Origin of the sequence: Novosphingobium mangrovisedimenti, assembly GCF_025153475.1 — a bacterium.
GTDB classification, from domain to species: Bacteria; Pseudomonadota; Alphaproteobacteria; order Sphingomonadales; family Sphingomonadaceae; genus Novosphingobium; species Novosphingobium mangrovi_A.
The window spans coordinates 72,792-92,467 of sequence record NZ_JANZXA010000011.1 but is presented as its reverse complement, the minus strand read 5'-3'; the positions used below and the strand labels follow the sequence as shown (position 1 = coordinate 92,467).

15 protein-coding genes are annotated in these 19,676 nt (G+C 66.8%); 5 read left to right on the top strand and 10 right to left on the bottom strand.

The genetic code is table 11. From position 1 onward, the window contains the following. Positions 1 to 86: 86 nt before the first annotated feature. Genes argJ through NZK81_RS15785 form a run of 3 tightly spaced genes read left to right on the top strand, consistent with a single transcriptional unit; the run spans position 87 to position 2,755 of the window. Positions 87 to 1,313, top strand: a complete 1,227-nt coding sequence (argJ, locus tag NZK81_RS15795) for a bifunctional glutamate N-acetyltransferase/amino-acid acetyltransferase ArgJ (protein ID WP_260047038.1) — start codon at positions 87 to 89, stop codon at positions 1,311 to 1,313. Positions 1,314 to 1,325: 12 nt separating this feature from the next. Beyond that, complete coding sequence (locus NZK81_RS15790) at positions 1,326 to 1,949, top strand: glutathione S-transferase family protein (RefSeq protein ID WP_260047037.1); 624 nt, start codon at positions 1,326 to 1,328, stop codon at positions 1,947 to 1,949. After that, on the top strand, positions 1,946 to 2,755 hold the full coding sequence (locus tag NZK81_RS15785) for an inositol monophosphatase family protein (RefSeq protein WP_260047036.1): 810 nt from the start codon (positions 1,946 to 1,948) through the stop codon (positions 2,753 to 2,755). The genes NZK81_RS15790 and NZK81_RS15785 overlap by 4 nt, the downstream gene beginning before the upstream one ends. 16 nt (positions 2,756 to 2,771) lie before the next feature. On the opposite strand, the gene NZK81_RS15780 is transcribed toward NZK81_RS15785, so the two are convergent. From NZK81_RS15780 to ahcY, 9 genes are all read right to left on the bottom strand, one after another. Further along, positions 2,772 to 3,491, bottom strand: a complete 720-nt coding sequence (locus tag NZK81_RS15780) for a sulfotransferase family 2 domain-containing protein (protein WP_260047035.1) — start codon at positions 3,489 to 3,491, stop codon at positions 2,772 to 2,774. A gap of 215 nt (positions 3,492 to 3,706) precedes the next feature. Continuing rightward, complete coding sequence (gene trxA, locus NZK81_RS15775; RefSeq protein ID WP_260047034.1) at positions 3,707 to 4,027, bottom strand: thioredoxin; 321 nt, start codon at positions 4,025 to 4,027, stop codon at positions 3,707 to 3,709. Positions 4,028 to 4,104: 77 nt separating this feature from the next. Further along, on the bottom strand, positions 4,105 to 7,596 hold the full coding sequence (gene addA / locus NZK81_RS15770; RefSeq protein WP_260047033.1) for a double-strand break repair helicase AddA: 3,492 nt from the start codon (positions 7,594 to 7,596) through the stop codon (positions 4,105 to 4,107). After that, positions 7,593 to 10,583 (bottom strand): PD-(D/E)XK nuclease family protein, encoded by a 2,991-nt coding sequence (locus NZK81_RS15765; RefSeq protein WP_260047032.1) that lies wholly within the window; start codon positions 10,581 to 10,583, stop codon positions 7,593 to 7,595. Before NZK81_RS15765 ends, addA begins: the two co-directional genes overlap by 4 nt. Continuing rightward, on the bottom strand, positions 10,576 to 11,301 hold the full coding sequence (locus tag NZK81_RS15760) for a nucleotidyltransferase family protein (protein ID WP_260047031.1): 726 nt from the start codon (positions 11,299 to 11,301) through the stop codon (positions 10,576 to 10,578). Before NZK81_RS15760 ends, NZK81_RS15765 begins: the two co-directional genes overlap by 8 nt. Then, positions 11,298 to 12,293: an aminoglycoside phosphotransferase family protein gene (locus tag NZK81_RS15755; protein WP_260047030.1), complete on the bottom strand. Its 996-nt coding sequence runs from the start codon at positions 12,291 to 12,293 to the stop codon at positions 11,298 to 11,300. Before NZK81_RS15755 ends, NZK81_RS15760 begins: the two co-directional genes overlap by 4 nt. Further along, on the bottom strand, positions 12,290 to 12,736 hold the full coding sequence (gene tsaE, locus NZK81_RS15750; RefSeq protein ID WP_260047029.1) for a tRNA (adenosine(37)-N6)-threonylcarbamoyltransferase complex ATPase subunit type 1 TsaE: 447 nt from the start codon (positions 12,734 to 12,736) through the stop codon (positions 12,290 to 12,292). Before tsaE ends, NZK81_RS15755 begins: the two co-directional genes overlap by 4 nt. After that, positions 12,733 to 15,087, bottom strand: coding sequence for a PAS domain-containing sensor histidine kinase (locus NZK81_RS15745; protein WP_260047028.1), 2,355 nt, complete (start codon positions 15,085 to 15,087; stop codon positions 12,733 to 12,735). Before NZK81_RS15745 ends, tsaE begins: the two co-directional genes overlap by 4 nt. A gap of 125 nt (positions 15,088 to 15,212) precedes the next feature. Then, the gene (gene ahcY / locus NZK81_RS15740; RefSeq protein ID WP_260047027.1) at positions 15,213 to 16,622 is read right to left on the bottom strand and encodes an adenosylhomocysteinase; all 1,410 of its coding nucleotides are present in this window, start codon (positions 16,620 to 16,622) and stop codon (positions 15,213 to 15,215) included. Positions 16,623 to 16,923: 301 nt separating this feature from the next. On the opposite strand from ahcY, the gene NZK81_RS15735 reads away from it, so the two are divergent. Both NZK81_RS15735 and NZK81_RS15730 read left to right on the top strand, forming a co-directional pair. Beyond that, entirely contained in the window at positions 16,924 to 17,403 is a 480-nt protein-coding gene (locus NZK81_RS15735) for a peroxiredoxin (protein ID WP_260047026.1), read from the top strand. Between the two features lie 153 nt (positions 17,404 to 17,556). Then, positions 17,557 to 18,237 carry an SDR family NAD(P)-dependent oxidoreductase gene (locus NZK81_RS15730; RefSeq protein WP_260047025.1) on the top strand — a complete coding sequence of 227 codons (681 nt, stop codon included), beginning with the start codon at positions 17,557 to 17,559 and terminating at the stop codon, positions 18,235 to 18,237. Here the strand turns inward: NZK81_RS15730 and NZK81_RS15725 are convergent. Further along, a complete protein-coding gene (locus tag NZK81_RS15725; RefSeq protein WP_260047024.1) occupies positions 18,200 to 19,621 on the bottom strand; it encodes a hypothetical protein in 1,422 nt (473 codons plus the stop codon). The genes NZK81_RS15730 and NZK81_RS15725 overlap by 38 nt on opposite strands. Positions 19,622 to 19,676: the final 55 nt, after the last annotated feature.

The window sequence follows — 19,676 nt, the reverse complement described above, 5'->3', positions numbered from 1 at the left end:
GTCCACCGGGCATGTAGGCCTTCCGGTGATTCCATCCCCATACCTGACGCTTGACCTGTCACATCGAAGCGCTAGGCGCTGAACGCATGGACCATCCTGTCTCCCCTCTCGCCAAGCCCTTCCCCGCCATGCCGCAGATCGCCGGCGTTGTCCCGCACGTGGTGCGCGCGGGTTACAAGGACTGGGGGCGCTGCGACCTGACTTATGTCACGCTCGAACCGGGCACCGTGGTCGCCGGCGTGTTCACTCGTAACCTGTGCTGTTCGAGCGAGGTCGAGATCGGTCGCGAGAACGTGAAGCAGGGGCAGGCCCGCGCGCTGGTGGTCAACGCTGGCAATTCCAACGCCTTCACCGGCTATCGCGGGCGCGAGGCGGTCGAGCAGATCATGGCTCAGGTGGCCGATTACCTCGGCTGTCCCAAGGAACAGGTCTTCGTCTCCTCGACCGGGGTGATCGGCGTGCCGCTGCCCAAGGACAAGGCCCGCGAAGGCGTGGACAAGGCGCTGACCGCCGAGCCCTGCTCGTGGGAAGACGCCGCCAACACCATCGCCACCACCGACACTTTCGCGAAGGGCGCGACGGCAACCGCGATGGTGGACGACACCAAGGTCACCATCAGCGCGATCATCAAGGGGTCGGGCATGATCGCGCCGGACATGGCGACGATGCTGGGCTACCTGTTCACCGACGCGGCCGTGGAGCCCGCGTTCCTGCAGGAATGCCTCTCGGCCGCCAATGTCCGCACGTTCTCCTGCATCACGGTCGACTCGGACACCTCGACCAGCGACACCGTGCTCGCTTTCGCGACGGGCAAGGCCGGCAACGTCCCCCTCGCCTCGTTCGGCAGCCCCGGCGCCGATGCCTTTGCCGCCGCGATCCACGACGTATGCCGTCAGCTCGCCCATCTCGTCGTACGCGACGGCGAAGGGGCGCAGAAGTTCATTGCCGTTACTGTCACCGGCGCGGTCTCCGACGAGAGTGCCCGCAAGGTCGGCATGGCCATCGCCAACTCGCCGCTGGTGAAGACCGCCATCGCGGGCGAGGACGCCAACTGGGGCCGCGTCGTCATGGCCGTGGGCAAGGCGGGCGAACCGGCGGACCGCGACAAGCTCTCGATCGGGTTCGGCGGCGTGTGGGCCGCGCGCGAGGGCCTGCCGCTGGCAGACTACGACGAGGCCCCGGTAGCCGCGCACCTCAAGGGCCATGACGTGACCATCGAGGTCGATCTCGGCCTCGGCGAGGGCAGTGCCACCGTCTGGACCTGCGACCTCACCCATGGCTACATCTCGATCAATGCGGATTACCGCAGCTAAGAGGCCCGGCCGATGACCAAGCCCTTCTTCACCCTCTGGGGACGACCGAACTCCCACAACGTCAAGAAAGTGGCCTGGTTCGCGGTGGAACTCGGCCTCGATTGGCAGCGCCACGACATCGGTGGCCAGTTCGGTTATACCGGGGATTATCTCGCCAAGAACCCCAACCGCCTGATCCCGACGATCGAGGACGGCAAAATCGTGCTCTGGGAATCGAACGCGATCTTGCGTTACATGGCGGCCGAATACGGCGGCGAGCGCTGGTTTCCCGCCGATCCCATCGACCGCGCGCTTGCCGACCGCTGGATGGACTGGCAGATCACCTATGCAGATGCCCAGCGTGTGCCGTTCCTGAACTTCGCCCGTACCCCGCGCGAGCAGTGGGACATGGCCGCCATCGAACAGGGCATTGCCGCCTGTGCCAGTCACCTTGCCGTGATGGAACGCTACCTTGGCGAAAAGCCCTGGCTGTCGGGCGGCCAGTTCGGCATCGGCGACATCCCGATGGGCGTCTATGCCTACACGTGGTTCAGCCTGCCCTTCGACAAGCCCGCGTTTTCCGCCATTGCCGACTGGTACGCGCGCATCAGGGAACGGCCCGGCTTCGCGGAACAGGTCATGATCCCGCTGACATGATTACGCCCGCGCTCACCCGCGCCGTCGAAGCGATCATGCGCGAGGCGAGCGAGCGTGCGATCCTGCCGCGCTACCAGTCGCTCTCGGCCGCGCAAATCGATGCCAAGGCGCCCGATGACGTGGTGACCGTGGCAGACAAGGATAGCGAGGCGCTGCTGGCCGAACGGCTCTCCGCCCTTCTCCCCGAGGCGGCGGTCGTCGGCGAAGAGGGCGTTCACGCGGACCCGGCGGCGATGGAGTGGCTCAGGGACCGGCTGTGTTGGATCGTCGATCCGCTCGACGGCACCAACAACTTCGCAGCCGGCAAGCCGCCGTTCGGCGTTCTCGTGGCGCTGGCCGACAAGGGCGAAACGCTGGGAGGCTGGATTCTCGATTGCCTGACCGGCCGCTTCTGTCATGCCGGCATCGGCACCGGCGCCTGGATCGATGGCGAGCGCGTGACCGCGATGCCAAGCGGCGAGACACTGCCCGTCGCGGCAATTTCGCTGATCTTCATCGAAGAGGCCCGGCGCGAACAGATCCGCCGGCACATCGCCCCGTACTACCGCCTCGTCGACATACCGCGCTGCGCTGCTGAGCAATACCCGCGCCTGGTTCTGGGAACCAACGACGTCTCCATGTTCGAACGTACCCTGCCCTGGGACCACGCGGCGGGCGCGCTGTTCCTCAACGAAGCGGGCGGTTTCTGCGCGCGGCTCGATGGCTCGCCCTACCGTGTCGACGAGTTCGAACGGCGCGGGATGATCGGCGCGTCGTCGAAAGCCCTGTTCGAGGAACTGGCGGAACGACTGGTGGCACTGGGCTGAAAGCGTTGGTCCGGCCTCAGAATCCGTAGTCGAACGTCGACAAGTCGCGCTCGTAACGCTGCCGGACGCGCTCCGTCAGGTCGCTCGAATAATAGTCCCGACAAGACGACCGCTCGCTCTTCAGGAGATGCGGTAACGACACGTCGGACCCGATCCGCTTGCGGACGATCTCGAAATCTTCGGACAACCGCTCGAAACGCCCGATGAAATCGACCGCCATGCGTCCCCTGCCGTCGATCAGGAAGGTATATTGCGAGCGCCAGTGCGGGTCCGCATCGATGTCGGGGATGGCTATGGCGGCCAGCGCAAACTCCTCGAAGCTCATCTCCGCATGGAAGACCCCGAACGGTTCCAGCACCTTGCTGATGCCGTTGACGAAGTTCTCGCTATCACCGTCGGGCCGGATCTTTTCCGAATAGCACGAAACGAGCCGGTCGAAGGGATTGCGCACGAAGGCAAAGCGCCAGCGGTCGGCCAGAGCCAGCGCAGCGCGCTTGGTGATCACCCGGTGCCTGCGATCATAGAGATGGTCCCACTTGTGGGTCTGGAACAGTTCAGGCGCCCATTCGTCCTCGGGAAATTCGACGCCGATCACGCCGACCAGCGCGGCCATGATGCTGGAGCATGCTACCTTGGGGATCGCGAAATATTGCCAGTCCGCAAAATCGATGATCGTTCCCGAGTGACGATCGTTCAGCCACCTCTTCCCCCCGGCAAGATTGCGCAACCACCGCATAAGACACGACCCGAAGCATTAAAATTTTGTAATATCCTATGGAAGCAATGGCGCTGACGCAAACAATAGAAACGCCAAGCGTGTCCAGAGAATATCCGGACACCCCACGTTAAAATGCAACTATTTGTTGAAAAAAACAAAACCCCTCCCGCATGTTGCGGAAGGGGTTTTTCGGTCTGACGACTGTGTGCCGTCAGGCGATCATCGCTGGACGATCAGAGAGCGCCTTCGATCCATCCCTTGAGCGCGCTCTTGGGTGCGGCACCGAGTTTGTCGGCCACCTTCTCGCCGTTCTTGAACAGCACGAGGTAGGGGATCGACTTCACGCCGAACTGCATGGGCGTGTCGGTATTGGCCATGATGTCCATCTTGGCGATGGTGACCTTGTCGGCCAGTTCCTCGGAGATTTCCTCCAGAGCCGGGCCGATCATCTTGCACGGACCACACCAGTCCGCCCAGAAGTCCACGAGGACGGGCTTGTCGGCCTTGAGAACGTCATCCTCGAAGCTGGAATCGGTGACGGCGATAGTGGACATGTGAAAGACTCCTCGGATCTGGGTTACGCGTAATCTAGAGATGAAACGGGCAGGTGCAACGGGCGAACGCGATAGCATTACTCGCCGGGCGCCAAGTCGGGCTTGTGCGCGGACAGAACATCGGCCGGAACCGCGATCAGGCGCGGCGCGGCGGTATAGAGCAGCGCGACCTCGACCGTACGGCCCGGAAATGTCGTTTCCAGCGCGGCGGCATAGGCCGCCATCTGCCGCAGAACGCCGCGCGGCACCTGTTCGAGCGATTCGGGCGGGCGGCGCGCGGTCTTGTAGTCGACAAGGCGCACCCTGTCCGGTGCGACCACCAGGCGGTCGATCGTGCCCGCCACCACCTGCCCGCCGACCACGGCGGCAACGGGAACTTCCGCCAGACTGCCCGGCGCGAAGAGATCACCCCAATCAGGATGCGCCAACACGCGCAGCGCCGTGTCGAGCATGGCATCGCGCTCGGGGGCTGGCAGGTCGGCCGCATGGCGTTCCAGCCAGTCGCGTCCCGCCGCCACGCGGTCGTCGCCCGCCACTTCGGGCAGGCGTTCGAGCAGACGGTGCACCAGCGTCCCGCGCCGCGCCGCCGCGCGCCCCGCACCGGGCGGGAACGGGGGATCGGGCGCATCTTCCTCGCCCAGCGCCGAAGGCGCCAGCGGGCGCGGCGGGCGCGGCTCGGCCGGCGGCGCACGCTCCAGCCACGTCGGCAGCGGTTCGCGGAGCGGCAGTTCGGGGGCGGCGGCCTCGACGGGAATCGGGCGCGGCGCATTGCCATGCTCGCAACGCGCGCCCCAGATCGGGTCCGCGATTTCCGCCTCGGGCGGGAACAACGCGCGCAGGCGGGCGTACCAGCTCTTTGGCGGTGGCCCTTCCCTGTCCCGCGCACCCAGCGCACCGCCGACGAACAGCGATTCCTCGGCCCGCGTCATCGCCACGTAGAGCAGCCGCCAGTGTTCTTCCTCGTCGGCCTGCCGGTTGGCTTCGATACGTTCCGCGATGCGCCCCTGCTTCTCTTCCCTGGAAAGCGGCGGCAGAGGGATAGCCCGTGCCCCGTTGGCGGGATCGGGCAGATCGATGCCCCGTTCCCGGGCACTTTCGGGATTGCCCGTGGCATCGGCCAGAATGACGATCGGCGCCTGCAGACCTTTAGACCCGTGCACGGTCATCACGCGCACAAGACCCGCGGCATTATCCGCCTCGCGCTTCAGCTCGCCATCGCCGGCATCGAACCAGGCAAGGAAGCCGGCAAGACTTGGCGTGTCGGTCGCGACATAGGCTTTTGCGGCATTGATCAGCTCGTCGATCGGGTCATTCGCCTCCGTCCCGAGCCGCGCCACGAACCTGCGCCGCCCCTGCCACGGCCCGACCAGCAGCCAGTGCAGCAGATCCTGCGGCGGTTCGTAGTCTGCAAGCGCCAGCAGATCGCCCAGTTGCTGCAGCACTGCCGCAACATCCGGCTCGCGCGAACGGCGCAGGTGTTCCCACAAGCGCGTGTGCTTGCTGCGATAGCCATGTTGCAGCAATTGCTCCTGGCTCCAGCCCACGAGCGGGGACACGAGCAGGCTGGCAAGATTGAGATCGTCGAGCGGCTGCACCGCGAAGCGCAGGGCAGCGACAAGGTCCTTTACGGCCAGCGGTGCGCCCAGACGCAGACGGTCGACACCCGCCACCGGCACGCCCGCGGCATGGAGCCGCGCCACGATCAGCCCGGCCAGCTCCTTGCGCTGGCGTACCAGCACCATGATGTCGCCCGCATCCGCGCGGCGCGGCCTGCCCTTGACCAGCGAGAACCCATCCCCCAGCGGGTCGAGCCAGGTCCTGACCTGCTGCGCAATGTTGTCGGCCATCCGGCGGTCAGGGCGCGAGAGCCAGGTCTGGCCGGTGCCCTCCTCCTGCTCCTCGACCTCCTCGTCTTCCTCCGCAGCGCCGCCGATCGGCTGCCACAGGGCCACGTAGCCGGGACGGTCCTGCCCTTCGTGGCGTTCCGGCGCTTCGTCGAGGCCGAAGTTTTCATGGCCGATCCCGGCAATCGCCCGGTCGACGAAATCGAGCACGTCCTGCGCGGTGCGGAAGCTGCGGTCGAGACCCAGCTCGATCAGGCGCCGCGCGCGTTGGTTGCTGCGCAGCATTTCCACGTTTTCCGCGGCCTGCAGCATCTCGCGCCGCACGCGATCCGCCGCCCGGCGGAAATTCTCGGGGCTGGTGCCCTGGAAACGGAAGATCGCCTGCTTGTAATCGCCCACCACGAAGAGCGTGCGCATCACTTCGCCGCGCTGGCCGAGCCCGGCCCAGAACTCCTCGGCCATGGCGAAGATGATGTCCCATTGCGCGGCATTGGTGTCCTGTGCCTCGTCGACGAGGATGTGGTCGAAGCGACGGTCGAGCTTGTAGCGGATCCAGTTCGCCTGCGCCTTGTTGCCCAGCAGGTCGGCGGCGCGGCGGATCTGGTCGTCGAAGTCGATCAGGCCCTCGCGCTGCTTGGCCTCGTCCCAGGCCAGCGCGAAAGCCCGTCCGAGGCGCAGCGCGGGGACGAGCCGTTCCGCCAGCGCCAGCAGCGACGCCGCCGCGCGGACACGGCCAATACACTCGACCACGCGCGTGCTGTAATCGCGATAGGCGGGATCGATCTTTTCCTGCGACGTGCCCGAACGCGGTTCGCCCTTCTGGGTCAGGAATACGCCGGAGAGCGCATCGATCGCCTCGACGCGCTGCGCAGCATCGCCCAACAGCCACTCGCTGATCGCATCGACCGCGGCAAGGCCGGTCTTGGTGCCCCACTCGTGGTTGATCTCCATGCAGCGGTGGAGCGACTGCAGGTCGAATTCCCCGTCGCCGCACATGGCGGCCAGCCAGTCCGCATCGGCATCGCCTGGCAGGCCGAGCAGGCGCAGCACGTTCGCGCGCATGTCACCTGCCTGCCAGCTTCCGGGCCCGATCCAGGCCGCGCGCGCGGACGCACAGCGCAGGAGAAAGCCCTCCACCGCGTCCGGTCCGTGGCGCAGCGACAGCTCTTCCACCGCCTTGAGCAACTGCGGATCGCCCATGGGATCGCTCTCTGCGTGGACCAGCAGGTCGGCCAGCACCTGCCGCGCCAGCAGCACGCGCTCGCGGTCTTCCATCGGCCGGCTTCCGGGGATGAGGTCCGCCTCCAGCGGAAAGGTCGCCAGCAGCCATTGCGAGAACGCATGGATGGTGTCGATCCTGAGGCCGCCCCCCGGGCAATCGAGCACGGCGGCGAACAGCGTGCGGGCATGCGCCATCGTGCCCGCATCGGTCGGCGCGCCGATCGCTTCCAGACGCGCGAACAGGTCAGGATCGCCGAGCCGCACCCATTCTGCCAGCGTTCCGTTGATGCGCGCGGCCATTTCGGTCGCGCCGGCCTTGGTGAAGGTCAGGCACAGGATCTGCGAGGGCTCCACCCCCGGCTGCAGCAAGAGCCGCAGCACGCGCGAGGACAGCACCTGCGTCTTGCCCGTGCCTGCCGACGCGGAAAGCCAGACCGTTTCGCCCGGATCGACTGCACGGCGCTGGTTGCCATGAAGCGGATGGACAGTCGCCGCGCCGCTCATGCCCTGTCCTCTTCACCGGGATCGCCGAGCGAGGTGAGCCATTCGTCGAGCCGCATCAGCTGATCGTAGTCGGCATAGCTGCCCAGCTCCGGATTGAGCCGCGCCGTGAAAGGCTCCGTGCCCAGAATCCAGCGGTCGAGCGCATCGTTCAGGTAGACTTCGGTGGTCGAAAGGAATTCGCCGCGCGAGATTCCAGACTTCTTGCGGCCTTCGCGCACCGGTTCGAACTGGTAACCCATCGTCCCATCCTTGGCCTTGGCCATCGACCAGTATTCGAAACCGGATACCTTGCCGTCGATGCCCTTGAAGCCGTCGGCTTCGGCGATCAGGCCGATGAGCCCGAGTTGCAGCGCGAAGCCTTCCTCCACGCGCTTGCCCGAAGGTGGCTGCCCGGTCTTGTAGTCGACCACGGCCAGCGTGCCGTTCGCCTTGCGGTCGATGCGGTCGGCGCGCCCGTGGATGCGCACGTCGCGGTAGCGCATGTCGCCCCACTGCTCGACGCCGAGCACCTCGCGTCCGTCTGCCTTGGCATCGAGGATCATCCGCTCGAAGGTCTCCAGCGCGGCGGAGAGGCGCGGCCACCACAGCACGCGCATGAGCGGGTGCGCGTTCTCTTGCGAGAGCACTTGCTGCGCAATGGCGTGAAGCCCGCCGGGCGGCTCGCCCGCTTCGTGCCAGCGCTGCATGATAAGGTGGGCGACCTCACCCTTCCACGCAGCGCTCGGTTCGGCATCGAGTCCGTCGAGCGCGCGCAGGTGCAGGATCGCATTGGCGTAGAACTGGTAGGGATCGCCCCGCAGACGATCGAGCCCGGTCACCGAGACGTCGACCTTGCGCTGCTCGGCCGAAGGCATCGGCTGTGGGCGCGGATGCGACGGGACCGGGAGCGCCTCATCGAGCTTGCGCGCCAGTTGCAGCGCTTCCGTTTCGTGGTGCCGGGCCACCTGATCGCCCAGCATGGCCCGCACGCGCAGGACGAAGCGCGAAGCGATTACCGGTCCGCCCTCGTCGCGCTGCGCCCAGCTGAGCATGACTTCGGGCGCACCCAATGCCGCGGCGAGGTCGTGCGCGGCAAGACCAATGCGAAAGTCCGCCCCCGGCACGCCGAGCGCGCGCAGCACGGCCGGAGGTAGCAGCGAATCCTGCGCCGGACTGGCCGGCCAGACACCTTCGACGAGTCCCCCGCAAATGACGAGGTCGGCGCGGCTCATGCGCGCTTCGAGCAGACCGTAGATCGCAACGCGCGGATGTCCGCCCCAGGGCGGGCGAACGGAGACCCGGTCCATCGCATCGCGCAGCACGGCATGAAGGTCGCGCGGATCGAGCAGGGTTCCGGCGGCATCGGCGGCCTCGCGCAAGTCCTCCACGAAGGCGCCCAGCGCGCGGCCGTCCGGCCCGGCCCAGAGCGCCTCGCCGCACAGCGCCTCCGCAGCATCGGCAAGCACACCGAGCGTTGCGGACAGCGGCTCCGCCTCCCCCAGCGTGAACAGCGGCGAGAGGATGCTCTCGATACGCTCCCACCATTCGCCCAGCTTGTGTTCTTCGGCCCTGGCGGCAAGCGGCGCAAGACCTGCACCCGGACGCGGGCCGCGCAAGGCAAGATCGAGCTTGCGGGCATTCTCCAGCCATTGCGCGCGCCCTTCCCCGCCGCCCGCCAGCGGGTGAACCAGCAGCGCGACGAGCGGGACCGGCGCGGCCTGTTCGCCGACCGCTTCGGCCAGCAGGAGGAGAAGGCGTCCCGCCGCGGTCTGCGGCAAGGGGCGGCCTGCCGTATCGTCGGCCTCGATACCCCAGCGCTGCAAGTGCGCGACAACCCGTGCCGCCAGCCCCCGGTCGGGTGTGACGAGCGCAACGCGCCGTTCCGGCACTTCCAGCGCCTGACGGATCAGCACGGCAATCGCCTGCGCTTCCTCGCCGGGATGCGCGCATTCCATCAGGCGCACGCCGGACAAGCGACGGTGCTCGGGCTTGAGCCCTGCCCAGGCCGCCGAAGCGCGCGGCGGCAGGAACAGGTTGGATATAACTTTGCTGCGCAGCGACGGTGCAGCAGACAATCCCGCCCGATGCCATGGCTGCACCTCCTCGCGGGCGATGCCCATGCGGTGCAGCAGTAGCTTGAGATGGTATTGCGGATGCGTGACCGCGTCGTGCCTGCCGAAGGGCGGGTCGTCCTTGTCGGCGGGCGCGCCGGCGGTGCCCAGTTCGTCCCAGACATCGGCGGCAAGCGAGAGATCGAGATCGGGCAGGATCACGCTGCCCCGTTCCAGTTCGCTCACCACGCGCAGCAATCGCGCCAGTGCCGGCGATGCGCTGGTCACACCCGCGGCGACAACGGGATGCGGCGGCGGCGCCTCGCGCCAGCGCCGGGCCGCGTGTTCGAACAGGCGGTTGCGGCGTTCCGGCGCGTCGATCTCGCCCCGCCCCGCCAGTTCGGCGATCCAGTATTGCTGCACCATGAGGAAGGCGCGGGTATTGTCGCTCCAGTGCCCGGCCAGATCACCGACGATGCCGATGACCTTTTCGGACATCAGATCGATCGGCGCGATCCCCTCGACCAGCAGGCGATCCATGCTGCGCCCGATTTCCCATGCGCGGCGCAGCAGGCCCGCCCCCTTCCCCGCCTTGTCGCCCTCGACCTCGCGAAGGTAGTGGGCAAGGCGCAGCCAGCGGCGCGTCTGATCGGCCGCGGGCGGAATATCCGCCGCGCCAAGCGGATCGAGCAGAGGGCCCAACGTCTCGTCGAGATCGAGGTCGCCCACCACGACCATGCGCGGCAACAGCAGGCCCTGGCTCGAATGGGCTCCGGAATGGCGCACGAAGGCCTCCGTCACCGTGCGCACGGTGCGACGACTCGGCAGCAGCAGCGTCAGGCGGGCAAGGCCCAGTTCCGGCTCGGCGTAGCGCGGCGCCAGCCCCGCCACGAGGGCATCCGCGAAACCGCGATGGGCGGCAATCGAGTAAACCCTGGGCCCTGCCCGTTCAGGCACGGGTCAACCATTCCTCGGTGGGTTTGATCGCGCCCGGATCACCCACTTCGAACCACAGGCCCATATGCGAAATGCCGTAGAGGCGGCCTTCCTCGATCGCGCGGGTCCACAGCAGGTTCGTGGAGAACGGCCCTTCCGGCGCGTCGCGCAGCAAACGGTGCGAAACGAGCTGGATGCCGGTGTAGATGAACGGCGCGACATACCCGCGCTTGCGGCGCGTCACGCGCCCCTCGGGATCGAGATGGAAATCGCCGTCGCCGCGATAGTTCATGGCGCGCGGATGAGGCACAAGCAGAAGCAAGGCGTCCATGCGCTCCGGGTCCCAGGCCTGCGAAAGCTCGCTGAACACGTCATTCGGCCCGTCGAGCCAGATATTGTCGCTGTTGAGGCAGAAAAACGGATCGGGCAGCAGCGGCGCCGCCTTGACCAACCCGCCGCCGGTCTCCAGCAACTTTTCGCGCTCGTCCGAAACGACCACCTGCGGCGCCCTTGTGCGGGCCTTGAAGTGCCCTTCCAGCGCATCCGCGAGATAGTGCACATTGACCACCGCATGGTCGATTCCCGCTCCTTCCAGCTTGTCGAGCGCGTGGTCGATCAGCGACCTGCCAGCCACGCGTACGAGCGGCTTGGGCTGATGCGCGGTGAGCGGGCGCATGCGCTTGCCCAGCCCGGCGGCCAGGATCATCGCGGTATCGCTCGCGAGCGGTTTTCCGGTCATAGCTCGAAGCGCCCCCCATTGGCCGCGCGCAGTTCGGCGGGAATATTGGCATCGAACCATGCTGCGACCGGCGCCAGCGCGGGGTGCGCGAGATCGCGTTCCAGCAGCGCCCAGACGCGCGGAATCAGGTCGAGGTAGCGTGCCTTGCCGTCGCGCCGCCAGAGCCGCACGAAAATGCCGATGATCTTGGTGTTGCGCTGCGCACCGAGGCGTGCGTAATCGGCCAGGAAAGGTTCAGCGTCAACGCCGGACGCGCGCACGTAGCGATCGAACATCTTCAATTCCAGTTTGGGCGAGACATCGCGCCGGGCATCCTGCAGCAACGACACCAGATCATAGGCGGGATGGCCGACGAGCGCATCCTGGAAATCGAGCAGCCCCTGCCGTTCCAGGGAACCCAGCAGCATGATGTTCTCGGCATGGTAGTCGCGCAGCACCGTAACGCCGGGGCGCTGGCGCGGCAGCATGTCACCCAGTGCCGCTTCCCACGCCGCGACGAAGCCGGGGGCATCCACGTAGAGGTTGCGCGCGGGGCAGTACCAGTCGACGAACAGCCGTGCCTCGCGCTGATATTCGCTCATCGAATAGTCGCGGAAAGGGCCGGGCGGCAGGCCGTGCAGGTTCACCAGCGCATCGACCGCGCCGGCATAGACGGCCTGTTCATCGGCCGGCCACTCGTCGAGGTAGTCGCGCATGCGCGCGGTCCCGAAATCCTCGAGCAGCACCAGCCCCCGGTCCGCCTTTTCGGCGAGGATGCGTGGCGCGCGCATGCCGTTCGCCTCGAGCCAGCGCGCCGCGCGCAGGAACGGACCGGGGTCCTCGTTCGGCGGCGGGGCATCCATCAGCATGGCGGTGTCGCCATTCACCCGGCGGATGCGGAAATAGCGGCGGAACGAAGCGTCGCCAGGCAAAGGCTCGATCAAGGCCCCGGCCCAGCCGGCCGTTGCGAGAAAGGAATCGAGGTCTGCGGGCAGATCGGGCGGAGTCGTCATCGTGGCAATCGCCCTAGCCAATCGGCCCCGCCTTCGACAATGGCGATCCTGCCCTCGTCCGCAACTTCGAGCGTGACCGAAAGGCAACCCGGCTCGTGCGCGAACCCGCCGGCGTGATCGGGCCATTCGGCGATCAGCGCAGCGCCCTCGCGATAGTCGTCCAGCCCGATCTCCCCGGCTTCCTGCGGATCGTTCAGACGATAGAAGTCGGCATGGACCAGCGGAAGGCGAACCGCGGGCGGATCATAAAGCTCGACGATCGCGAAGCTGGGGGACGGCACCTCGCCCTCGTGTCCGAGCCCGGCGATGATCGCGCGCGCCAGCGTCGTCTTGCCGGCGCCGAGACCTCCGGAAAGCGCGACCACGTCACCGGGCCTCAGCCGCGCGGCGATGTCCCGGCCGAGGCACTCCATCGCCGCCAGGTCTGGCAGGTCGATCGTCACGGCAGTTCGATGATCGCGCTGGTGCCCTTGCCGGGTTCCGACACCAGCTTGAGCGTGCCGCCGTGGGCTTCCACCAACTGGCGCGCCAGCGGCAGGCCCAGCCCCTGCCGGCGCTCGACGCTCTTGCCGTCGGCGCTCACCTTCATCCCTTCGAGCGCGCGGGCAAGGCTCCGCCCATCCATGCCCTTGCCCTGATCCTGCACGAGTATCCGCACCAGATCGGCATCTCCCGCCTTGCGCCGCGACACCTGTACGAGGATGCGGCTTCCGCGCGGGCTTGCGGCAATCGCGTTGTCGACCAGGTGGCCGATCGCGCGGGCGAGCCGCCGGCGGTCTGCCGACAAGGTGCGGATCAGCCCGTTCGCCTGCAGGTCCAGCGTCAGTCCGGCCTTCCCGATCCGTACCGCGCGCTCTTCCACGACGCCGCGCACGAAGGGCATCACGTCGATGTCTTCCTTTTTGAGCGGAAGCATCCCCGCTTCGCTCTGCGAAAGGTCGAGCAGGCTGTCGATATGCTCGCCGAGCTGTGCCGAGGCTTCGAGGATCGAGCCGACGTAGTCCTTGCCGGATTCGGAAAGGTCCCCGCCCAGCCCCGCCTCGAGCATCTCGGCAAAGCCACCGATGGAATTGAGCGGATTGCGCAGCTCGTAGCTCATGTTGGCAAGGAAGCGGGTCTTGATCGCGTCGGCCTCGATCAGCGCCGCGTTGCTTTCACGCAGGGCGTCCTCGGCCTTTTGCGAGGCGGTGATGTCGAGCACTGCCAGCAGGCCGTTGCCATCGGGCAGCGGCACGCCCGCGAATTCGAGAATGCGGCCGTCCGCCAGCGCGATCCGACCACCCTTCTGCGTGCGGTCGAGCGTGGCGGCGCGCACGACATTGCCCACAGTCTCCGCCTCGACCGGCCGCTTGAGGCGCGAGGCGATCTTCTTGAGCAGGCTTTCGACATGCGGATGCGTGTCGAGAAACTCGCTGTCGAGGCCCCAGTCGGCCGCGAAGCGCCGGTTCCAGGTCTGCATCCGCCCGTCGGGCGCGAAGACGGCAATCGACTCGAACAGGCTGTCGAACGTCGCGGTACGGGTGCGCAGCATGGTGTCGCGGATCGCCGAGAGCCGCAGTTGCTCGGTGCGATCCTCGACGATCAGCAGCAGTCCGCCATCGGGCAAGGGCTGCGCGACGATGCGCAAGTGCGTGCCATCCGCCAGCGACCAGGCTTCCTCGTGGGTGTCTCCGGTCGAGAACCATGCTCCCTTTTCGCGGCGCCACGCCGGAAAGTCGCGCACTTCGGGCACGCGCCCGACATCGCGCGCGGCATCGAGCAGGCGCTCGAAGGCCGGCGGGTCCTTCAGGCTGCGCGCGGAAAGGCGGAACAGGCGCTGGAAAGGCTGGTTGGCGAACGCGAGCCGCTTCTTCGCATCGAACTGCGCGACACCGGCGGAAAGCTGGTCCAGCATAGCCCGCTGGGCATCACGGAACGCGCGGAACGAGCGGGACATCTCCTCCATGTCCTCGATGTCCACCGCGTAGCCGGCAATACCGTCTTCGCCGAGCGGCAGGTCGCTGACGCGCAACGCCCGGCGCTGTCCGGCAATCGTGGTCTGTACGATTCGCTCGATCGGAGCGCCCTTCGCGACGGCCTGCCGCGCCACTTGCGCCGGCGTCACCCCGTCTGCCGCCTCGATCAGTTCCACCCCGCCGGCGACGACCTTTTCGGCACTTTCCGCACCGACGGCCGCGACATAGGCGGAGTTGACCAGTTGCAGTTCACCGTCGGGACGGCGGAACCACATCGGCATCGGCGCAGCCTCGATCAGCGAAACCAGCGCATGGAAGTCGCCCTGAGCCCGCGCCGCTTCCTCGCGCAGGCGGCTGAGTTCGGTCTCGCTGTCGCTGAAATCGAATATCCACACCAGCGCGGCGCCGCCCGGGGAAACCTGAGGGTCGGCGAGATGCCCCCGCAGCGCCAGGCTGCGCGTCGAGCCCTCGGGCGTCACCACCATGCGAAAGGGCACCGCCGTCTTCTGGCAGCGCCGGACCGCCTCGGTCAGCTCGTCCAGCTTGTCCTTGGGCAGACCACGGCCTTCGCCGTCGAGTTCGGAGAGGTATTGCGGCACGGCATCGATCCCGAGCCACTGCGCCAGACGCGGGCTCGCCTCGATCCGACCGTCGGAGCGCACCAGCAGCGGCAGCGCCGGCGATTCCTCGATCATGCGGGCGAGACGCCGGGCCGAACGCAGCTGGTTTTCCGTCCGCTTCTCCCGCGCGCGCGCCGAAAGCACGGCCCAGGCCGCCACGAGCGTCCAGGCCCCCAGCAGCAGTCCGATCAGCAAAGGCAGGAAACGGTCCAGGTCCATCGCCACCGGCTATGGTGCCGCAAGCGCGGCATGACAATGGGGGGAACGCGGATCGCGGTGCAAATTCCCCGCGAGAAACGGCCGTCATCCCGGGACGGCCCCGGGATGACGCCATGATGCCGGGATCAGTAGCGGTAGTGATCCGGCTTGAACGGGCCTTCCTGCGGCACGCCGATGTAGTCGGCCTGACGCTTGGAGAGCTTGGTCAGCTTCACGCCCAGCTTGTCGAGGTGCAGCGCGGCGACCTTTTCGTCGAGGTGCTTGGGCAGCACGTAGACGCGATTCTCGTATTCGGCCGACTTGGTGAACAGTTCGATCTGCGCGAGCACCTGGTTGGTGAAGCTCGAGCTCATCACGAAGCTGGGGTGACCGGTGGCGCAACCCAGGTTCACGAGACGGCCCTTGGCTAGAACGATGATCTGCTTGCCATCGGGGAACGTGACGAGATCGGTGCCCGGCTTCACTTCGTGCCACTGGTAGTTGTCGAGCGCCGAGATCTGGATCTCGGAATCGAAGTGACCGATGTTGCAGACGATGGCCTTGTCCTTCATCGCCTCCATGTTGGCGCCGGTGATGACGGCCTCGTTGCCCGTGGCGGTCACGAAGATGTCGCAACGCTCCACGGCCTCTTCCATGGTGACGACTTCGTAGCCTTCCATGGCGGCCTGCAGCGCGCAGATCGGATCGACCTCGGTGACCATGACGCGAGCGCCGCCGTTGCGCAGCGAAGCGGCCGAGCCCTTGCCGACGTCACCGAAACCGGCGACGCAGGCGACCTTGCCGGCCAGCATCACATCGGTGGCGCGGCGGATCGCGTCGACCAGCGATTCGCGGCAACCGTAGAGGTTGTCGAACTTCGACTTGGTGACGGAGTCGTTCACGTTGATCGCGGGGAACGGCAGCTTGCCGTCCTTGGCGATGTGGTAGAGGCGGTGAACGCCGGTGGTGGTCTCTTCCGAAACACCCTTGATGGCGAGCACCGAACGCGACAGGTAGCCCGGCTTGGCCTTGACGAAGGCCTTCAGAGCACGCTGGAATTCGATCTCTTCGGCGTTGGCCGGATCGGGCAGTTCCTCGCCGGCCTCGATCCGGGCACCCCACAGCGCGAACATGGTGGCATCGCCACCGTCGTCGAGGATCATGTTGGCGGTGTGCTCGTCGCCCCAGTCGAAGATCTTGCCGACGTAGTCCCAGTAATCGGCCAGGCTTTCGCCCTTGATCGCGTAGACGGGGATGCCCTGTGCGGCGATGGCGGCGGCGGCGTGATCCTGCGTCGAGAAGATGTTGCAGGTGGCCCAGCGCACGTCGGCACCGAGCGCAACGAGCGTCTCGATCAGGACGGCGGTCTGGATCGTCATGTGCAGCGAGCCGGTGATCCGCGCGCCCTTTAGCGGCTTGGACTCGCCGAATTCCTCGCGCAGGGCCATCAGGCCGGGCATTTCGGTTTCGGCAATGCTGATCTCCGCCCGGCCGTAGTCGGCAAGCGAGATATCGGCGATGACATAGTCGTGTGCGGCAGTCTGGGCAGTGGCCACGGGCGCGAACTCCTGGGTAGGTTACGAAACAGCGCCGCGCCTCCAAGGGGAGGACATGCACGGCACCGGCAATGGGCCGTCCCTAGCGATTCCGCCCGATCGACGCAAATATAAAGATATCTTTATATGGTGACCGAAAGGCGCGACCTGACGTTTTCTGGCTCCGGCACGGGCGCGGCGCGGGTATATGGGGATCAGGGTGCCATGAATCACCGGCCGGCGTGCAATGGGCGTTGCCGAGGCCCGGTCAGGCCCTATATCTGCGCCCGTTGCGATTCACTTGCAGGAAAGGATGCATCCCATGACCATCGCCGTTGGAGACAAGCTGCCCGACATCAAGCTGATGAAGGCTGGCGAAAGCGGCCCCGAACCGGTCCAGACCGCCGATTACTTCGCCGGCAAGAAGGTGGCACTGTTCTCGGTCCCGGGTGCGTTCACCCCGACCTGCTCGGCCAAGCACCTGCCCGGCTTCGTGGACAAGGCCGCCGACCTCAAGGCCAAGGGCATCGACGAGATCGTCTGCACCGCCGTCAACGATGCCTTTGTGATGGGTGCCTGGAACGTCGCGTCGGGCTCGTCCGACGTGACCATGCTGGCTGACGGCAATGCCGAACTGGCGAAGGCGCTGGACCTCGTCATGGACGGTTCGGGCTTCGGCATGGGCACGCGCGGCCAGCGCTTCTCGATGGTCGTCAACGACGGCGTCGTCGAAAAGCTCAACGTCGAGGCGCCCGGCACTTTCGAAGTCAGCTCGGCCGAATACATGCTGGGCCAGCTCTGAGCATAGAGCCGACGGTCCGCAGAAAAGGGCGGTCTTCCCACGGGGAGGCCGCCCTTTCTCGTTCTGCAGAACATCGGCGGGGCGTTGGCGCGGCTCCGCTGCTTGCCCCGCTCCACCCGTCAAGTTAGCCTCGCGCCAAAGCAAGGAGATTTCATGGCACGTTCGGTTATCGTCACGGGTGGTTTCGGTGTCCTTGGCCAGGCAGTGGCGGAAAGCTTTGCCGCCGCCGGCGACAAGGTCGCCCGCATCGACTTCGCACCCGAAGCCAGAACGCCGGTCGCGGACGCGCTCGACATCGGCGGCGTTGATCTGACCGATGCGGATTCCACGAAGGCCGCGCTCGACAAGGTCGTCGCGGCTCATGGCGGCATCGACGTGCTGGTCAACGTCGCCGGCGGTTTCGCCTGGGAGACGCTCGAAGGCGGTTCGATCGACACCTGGGCGCGGATGCAGGCCATGAACCTCATGACGGCCGCCACGATTACCAAGCTCGCGCTGCCCGAACTCAAGAAATCGGCTGCGGGACGGATCGTCAACATCGGCGCCGGCGCGGCAATCAAGGCCGGTATGGGTATGGGTTCCTACGCTGCCTCCAAGTCCGGCGTCCACCGCCTGACCGAAGCGCTTGCCGAGGAACTGGCCGGCACCACGGTGACCGTGAACGCCATTCTGCCGAGCATCATCGACACGCCGACCAACCGCGCGGACATGCCCGATGCCGATTTCTCGGAATGGGTCCAGCCCGCCGCCATCGCCGATGTCATCGACTTCCTGGCGTCCGATGGCGCGCGCTCGGTTACCGGCGCACTCGTTCCGGTAACGCGCGGGGCCTGAGCGCCTCGCGCTTGCGCGGCACGTAGGCGACAATTCCATCACCCGCGTAGATGCGCCGCCAACGGCGGCTGCGTGCCAGCTCCCGGGCGATCGGTGCATTGTGGTGGGCATTGAGAACGAAGGCGGCGGGCCGCCATTTCCGCTCCACGTCGACAAGCGGGACGAATCCGTTCTCGATACCGCCATTGTATCGCCACTCCTTGCTGGAATAGCGATAGTAGCGCCCGTCGTAAGCCACGTGCCAGGCGGGATAGCCGACATCGATGATCGCGCCGCCGAACGGGAAATCGCCATAGACGGTGCCCTTCACGTTCTCGCGCTTGAGCCGCTCCAGCGCCGCCAGCGGGATAGTCGGCATGAAACGGGTCGGCAGCAGGATCGGCCCCAGCACGGCAACGGCAAGCACGGACATGACCAGTGCGGCGCGCCGCGGGGTGATGTTCTCCCTTGACGGTTCGTCCGACGTATCGATCCGCGCCAGGACCGGCACCATCGACACGGCCCAGAACAGCACGAAGCGGTAAGCCGTAACCGTCATCAGCAACAGCACCAGCGCCACGGCCAGCTCTCCTGCATCGACACGGTCGCGATGACGCAGTGCCAGGCCGAGTGCGATCAGCGTGACCGCCATGACGGGCAAGGCGTTGACGTGGTTGGCCGGGATCCACAACGGCAGCCATTCGCTGGCGCCGATGGCGATACTCGCCTCGGCATTACGGGCGGATACGGCCAGCACAGAGATGCCATCGGGCGTGGCGAACATCGCCGCGCAACCAATCAGTGCGAGCCCCGTCGGTGCCCACGGGGCCGAACGCCTGCGGTCGCGCAACCAGCGAAGCCAGCCGACAACCGCCGTCACGCCCATCGCCAGAACGCCCACGCTTACCGAAGGATGCAGGTTCTGCCACAGGACCAGCAACGGCGCGCCGAGCGCGAGCGTCACCAGCACCCTCAACTCGAGCCGCTGGAGCGCCAGCAGCAGACCGAAGCACAGTACCGCAAAACTCTGCGGCCGGATGCTCGCCGTGGGCAGTGCCGCATAGAACGCAAGTGCCAGTGCCAGCATGATCGCGGCAATCGTCGCGCCGCGGGCACGGCAGGCTGCAGCGGCGGCCCAGAAACCGCCCAGCCAGCACAGGGCATCGAAGAGCCGCAACAAGGCCCACCCGCCAAGGAGGCGGACGCTGGCCATTACTGCCTGCCCCAGCCACGCCACGGCGGGCAGAGGATCGCCCAGATGTAACGCCGAAAACGGCTCGCCGCGCACCGGTCCGTGATGGGCGAGGATCAGTTCTCCCAGCTTGAGCTGCCAGAAGATGTCGACATCCCAGACGCGCCGCGCCAGCAACGAAAGCAACATCGCCGCCGGGATCAGGGCCAGCAACAGCGATGCAGGACGTGACAGGGCGGAGAATCGCCTCGAAAGGCCTCCTTGCGGC

Bases quoted from the DNA above. Each gene is read 5' to 3' on its own strand.
- NZK81_RS15790 (WP_260047037.1), top strand. From the start codon at position 1,326: ATGACCAAGCCCTTCTTCACCCTCTGGGGACGACCGAACTCCCACAAC.
- NZK81_RS15745 (WP_260047028.1), bottom strand. From the start codon at position 15,087: ATGGACCTGGACCGTTTCCTGCCTTTGCTGATCGGACTGCTGCTGGGG.
- NZK81_RS15760 (WP_260047031.1), bottom strand. From the start codon at position 11,301: ATGACCGGAAAACCGCTCGCGAGCGATACCGCGATGATCCTGGCCGCC.
- NZK81_RS15735 (WP_260047026.1), top strand. From the start codon at position 16,924: ATGACCATCGCCGTTGGAGACAAGCTGCCCGACATCAAGCTGATGAAG.
- addA (WP_260047033.1), bottom strand. From the start codon at position 7,596: ATGAGCGGCGCGGCGACTGTCCATCCGCTTCATGGCAACCAGCGCCGT.
- argJ (WP_260047038.1), top strand. From the start codon at position 87: ATGGACCATCCTGTCTCCCCTCTCGCCAAGCCCTTCCCCGCCATGCCG.
- NZK81_RS15730 (WP_260047025.1), top strand. From the start codon at position 17,557: ATGGCACGTTCGGTTATCGTCACGGGTGGTTTCGGTGTCCTTGGCCAG.
- NZK81_RS15780 (WP_260047035.1), bottom strand. From the start codon at position 3,491: ATGCGGTGGTTGCGCAATCTTGCCGGGGGGAAGAGGTGGCTGAACGAT.
- trxA (WP_260047034.1), bottom strand. From the start codon at position 4,027: ATGTCCACTATCGCCGTCACCGATTCCAGCTTCGAGGATGACGTTCTC.
- NZK81_RS15785 (WP_260047036.1), top strand. From the start codon at position 1,946: ATGATTACGCCCGCGCTCACCCGCGCCGTCGAAGCGATCATGCGCGAG.
- NZK81_RS15755 (WP_260047030.1), bottom strand. From the start codon at position 12,293: ATGACGACTCCGCCCGATCTGCCCGCAGACCTCGATTCCTTTCTCGCA.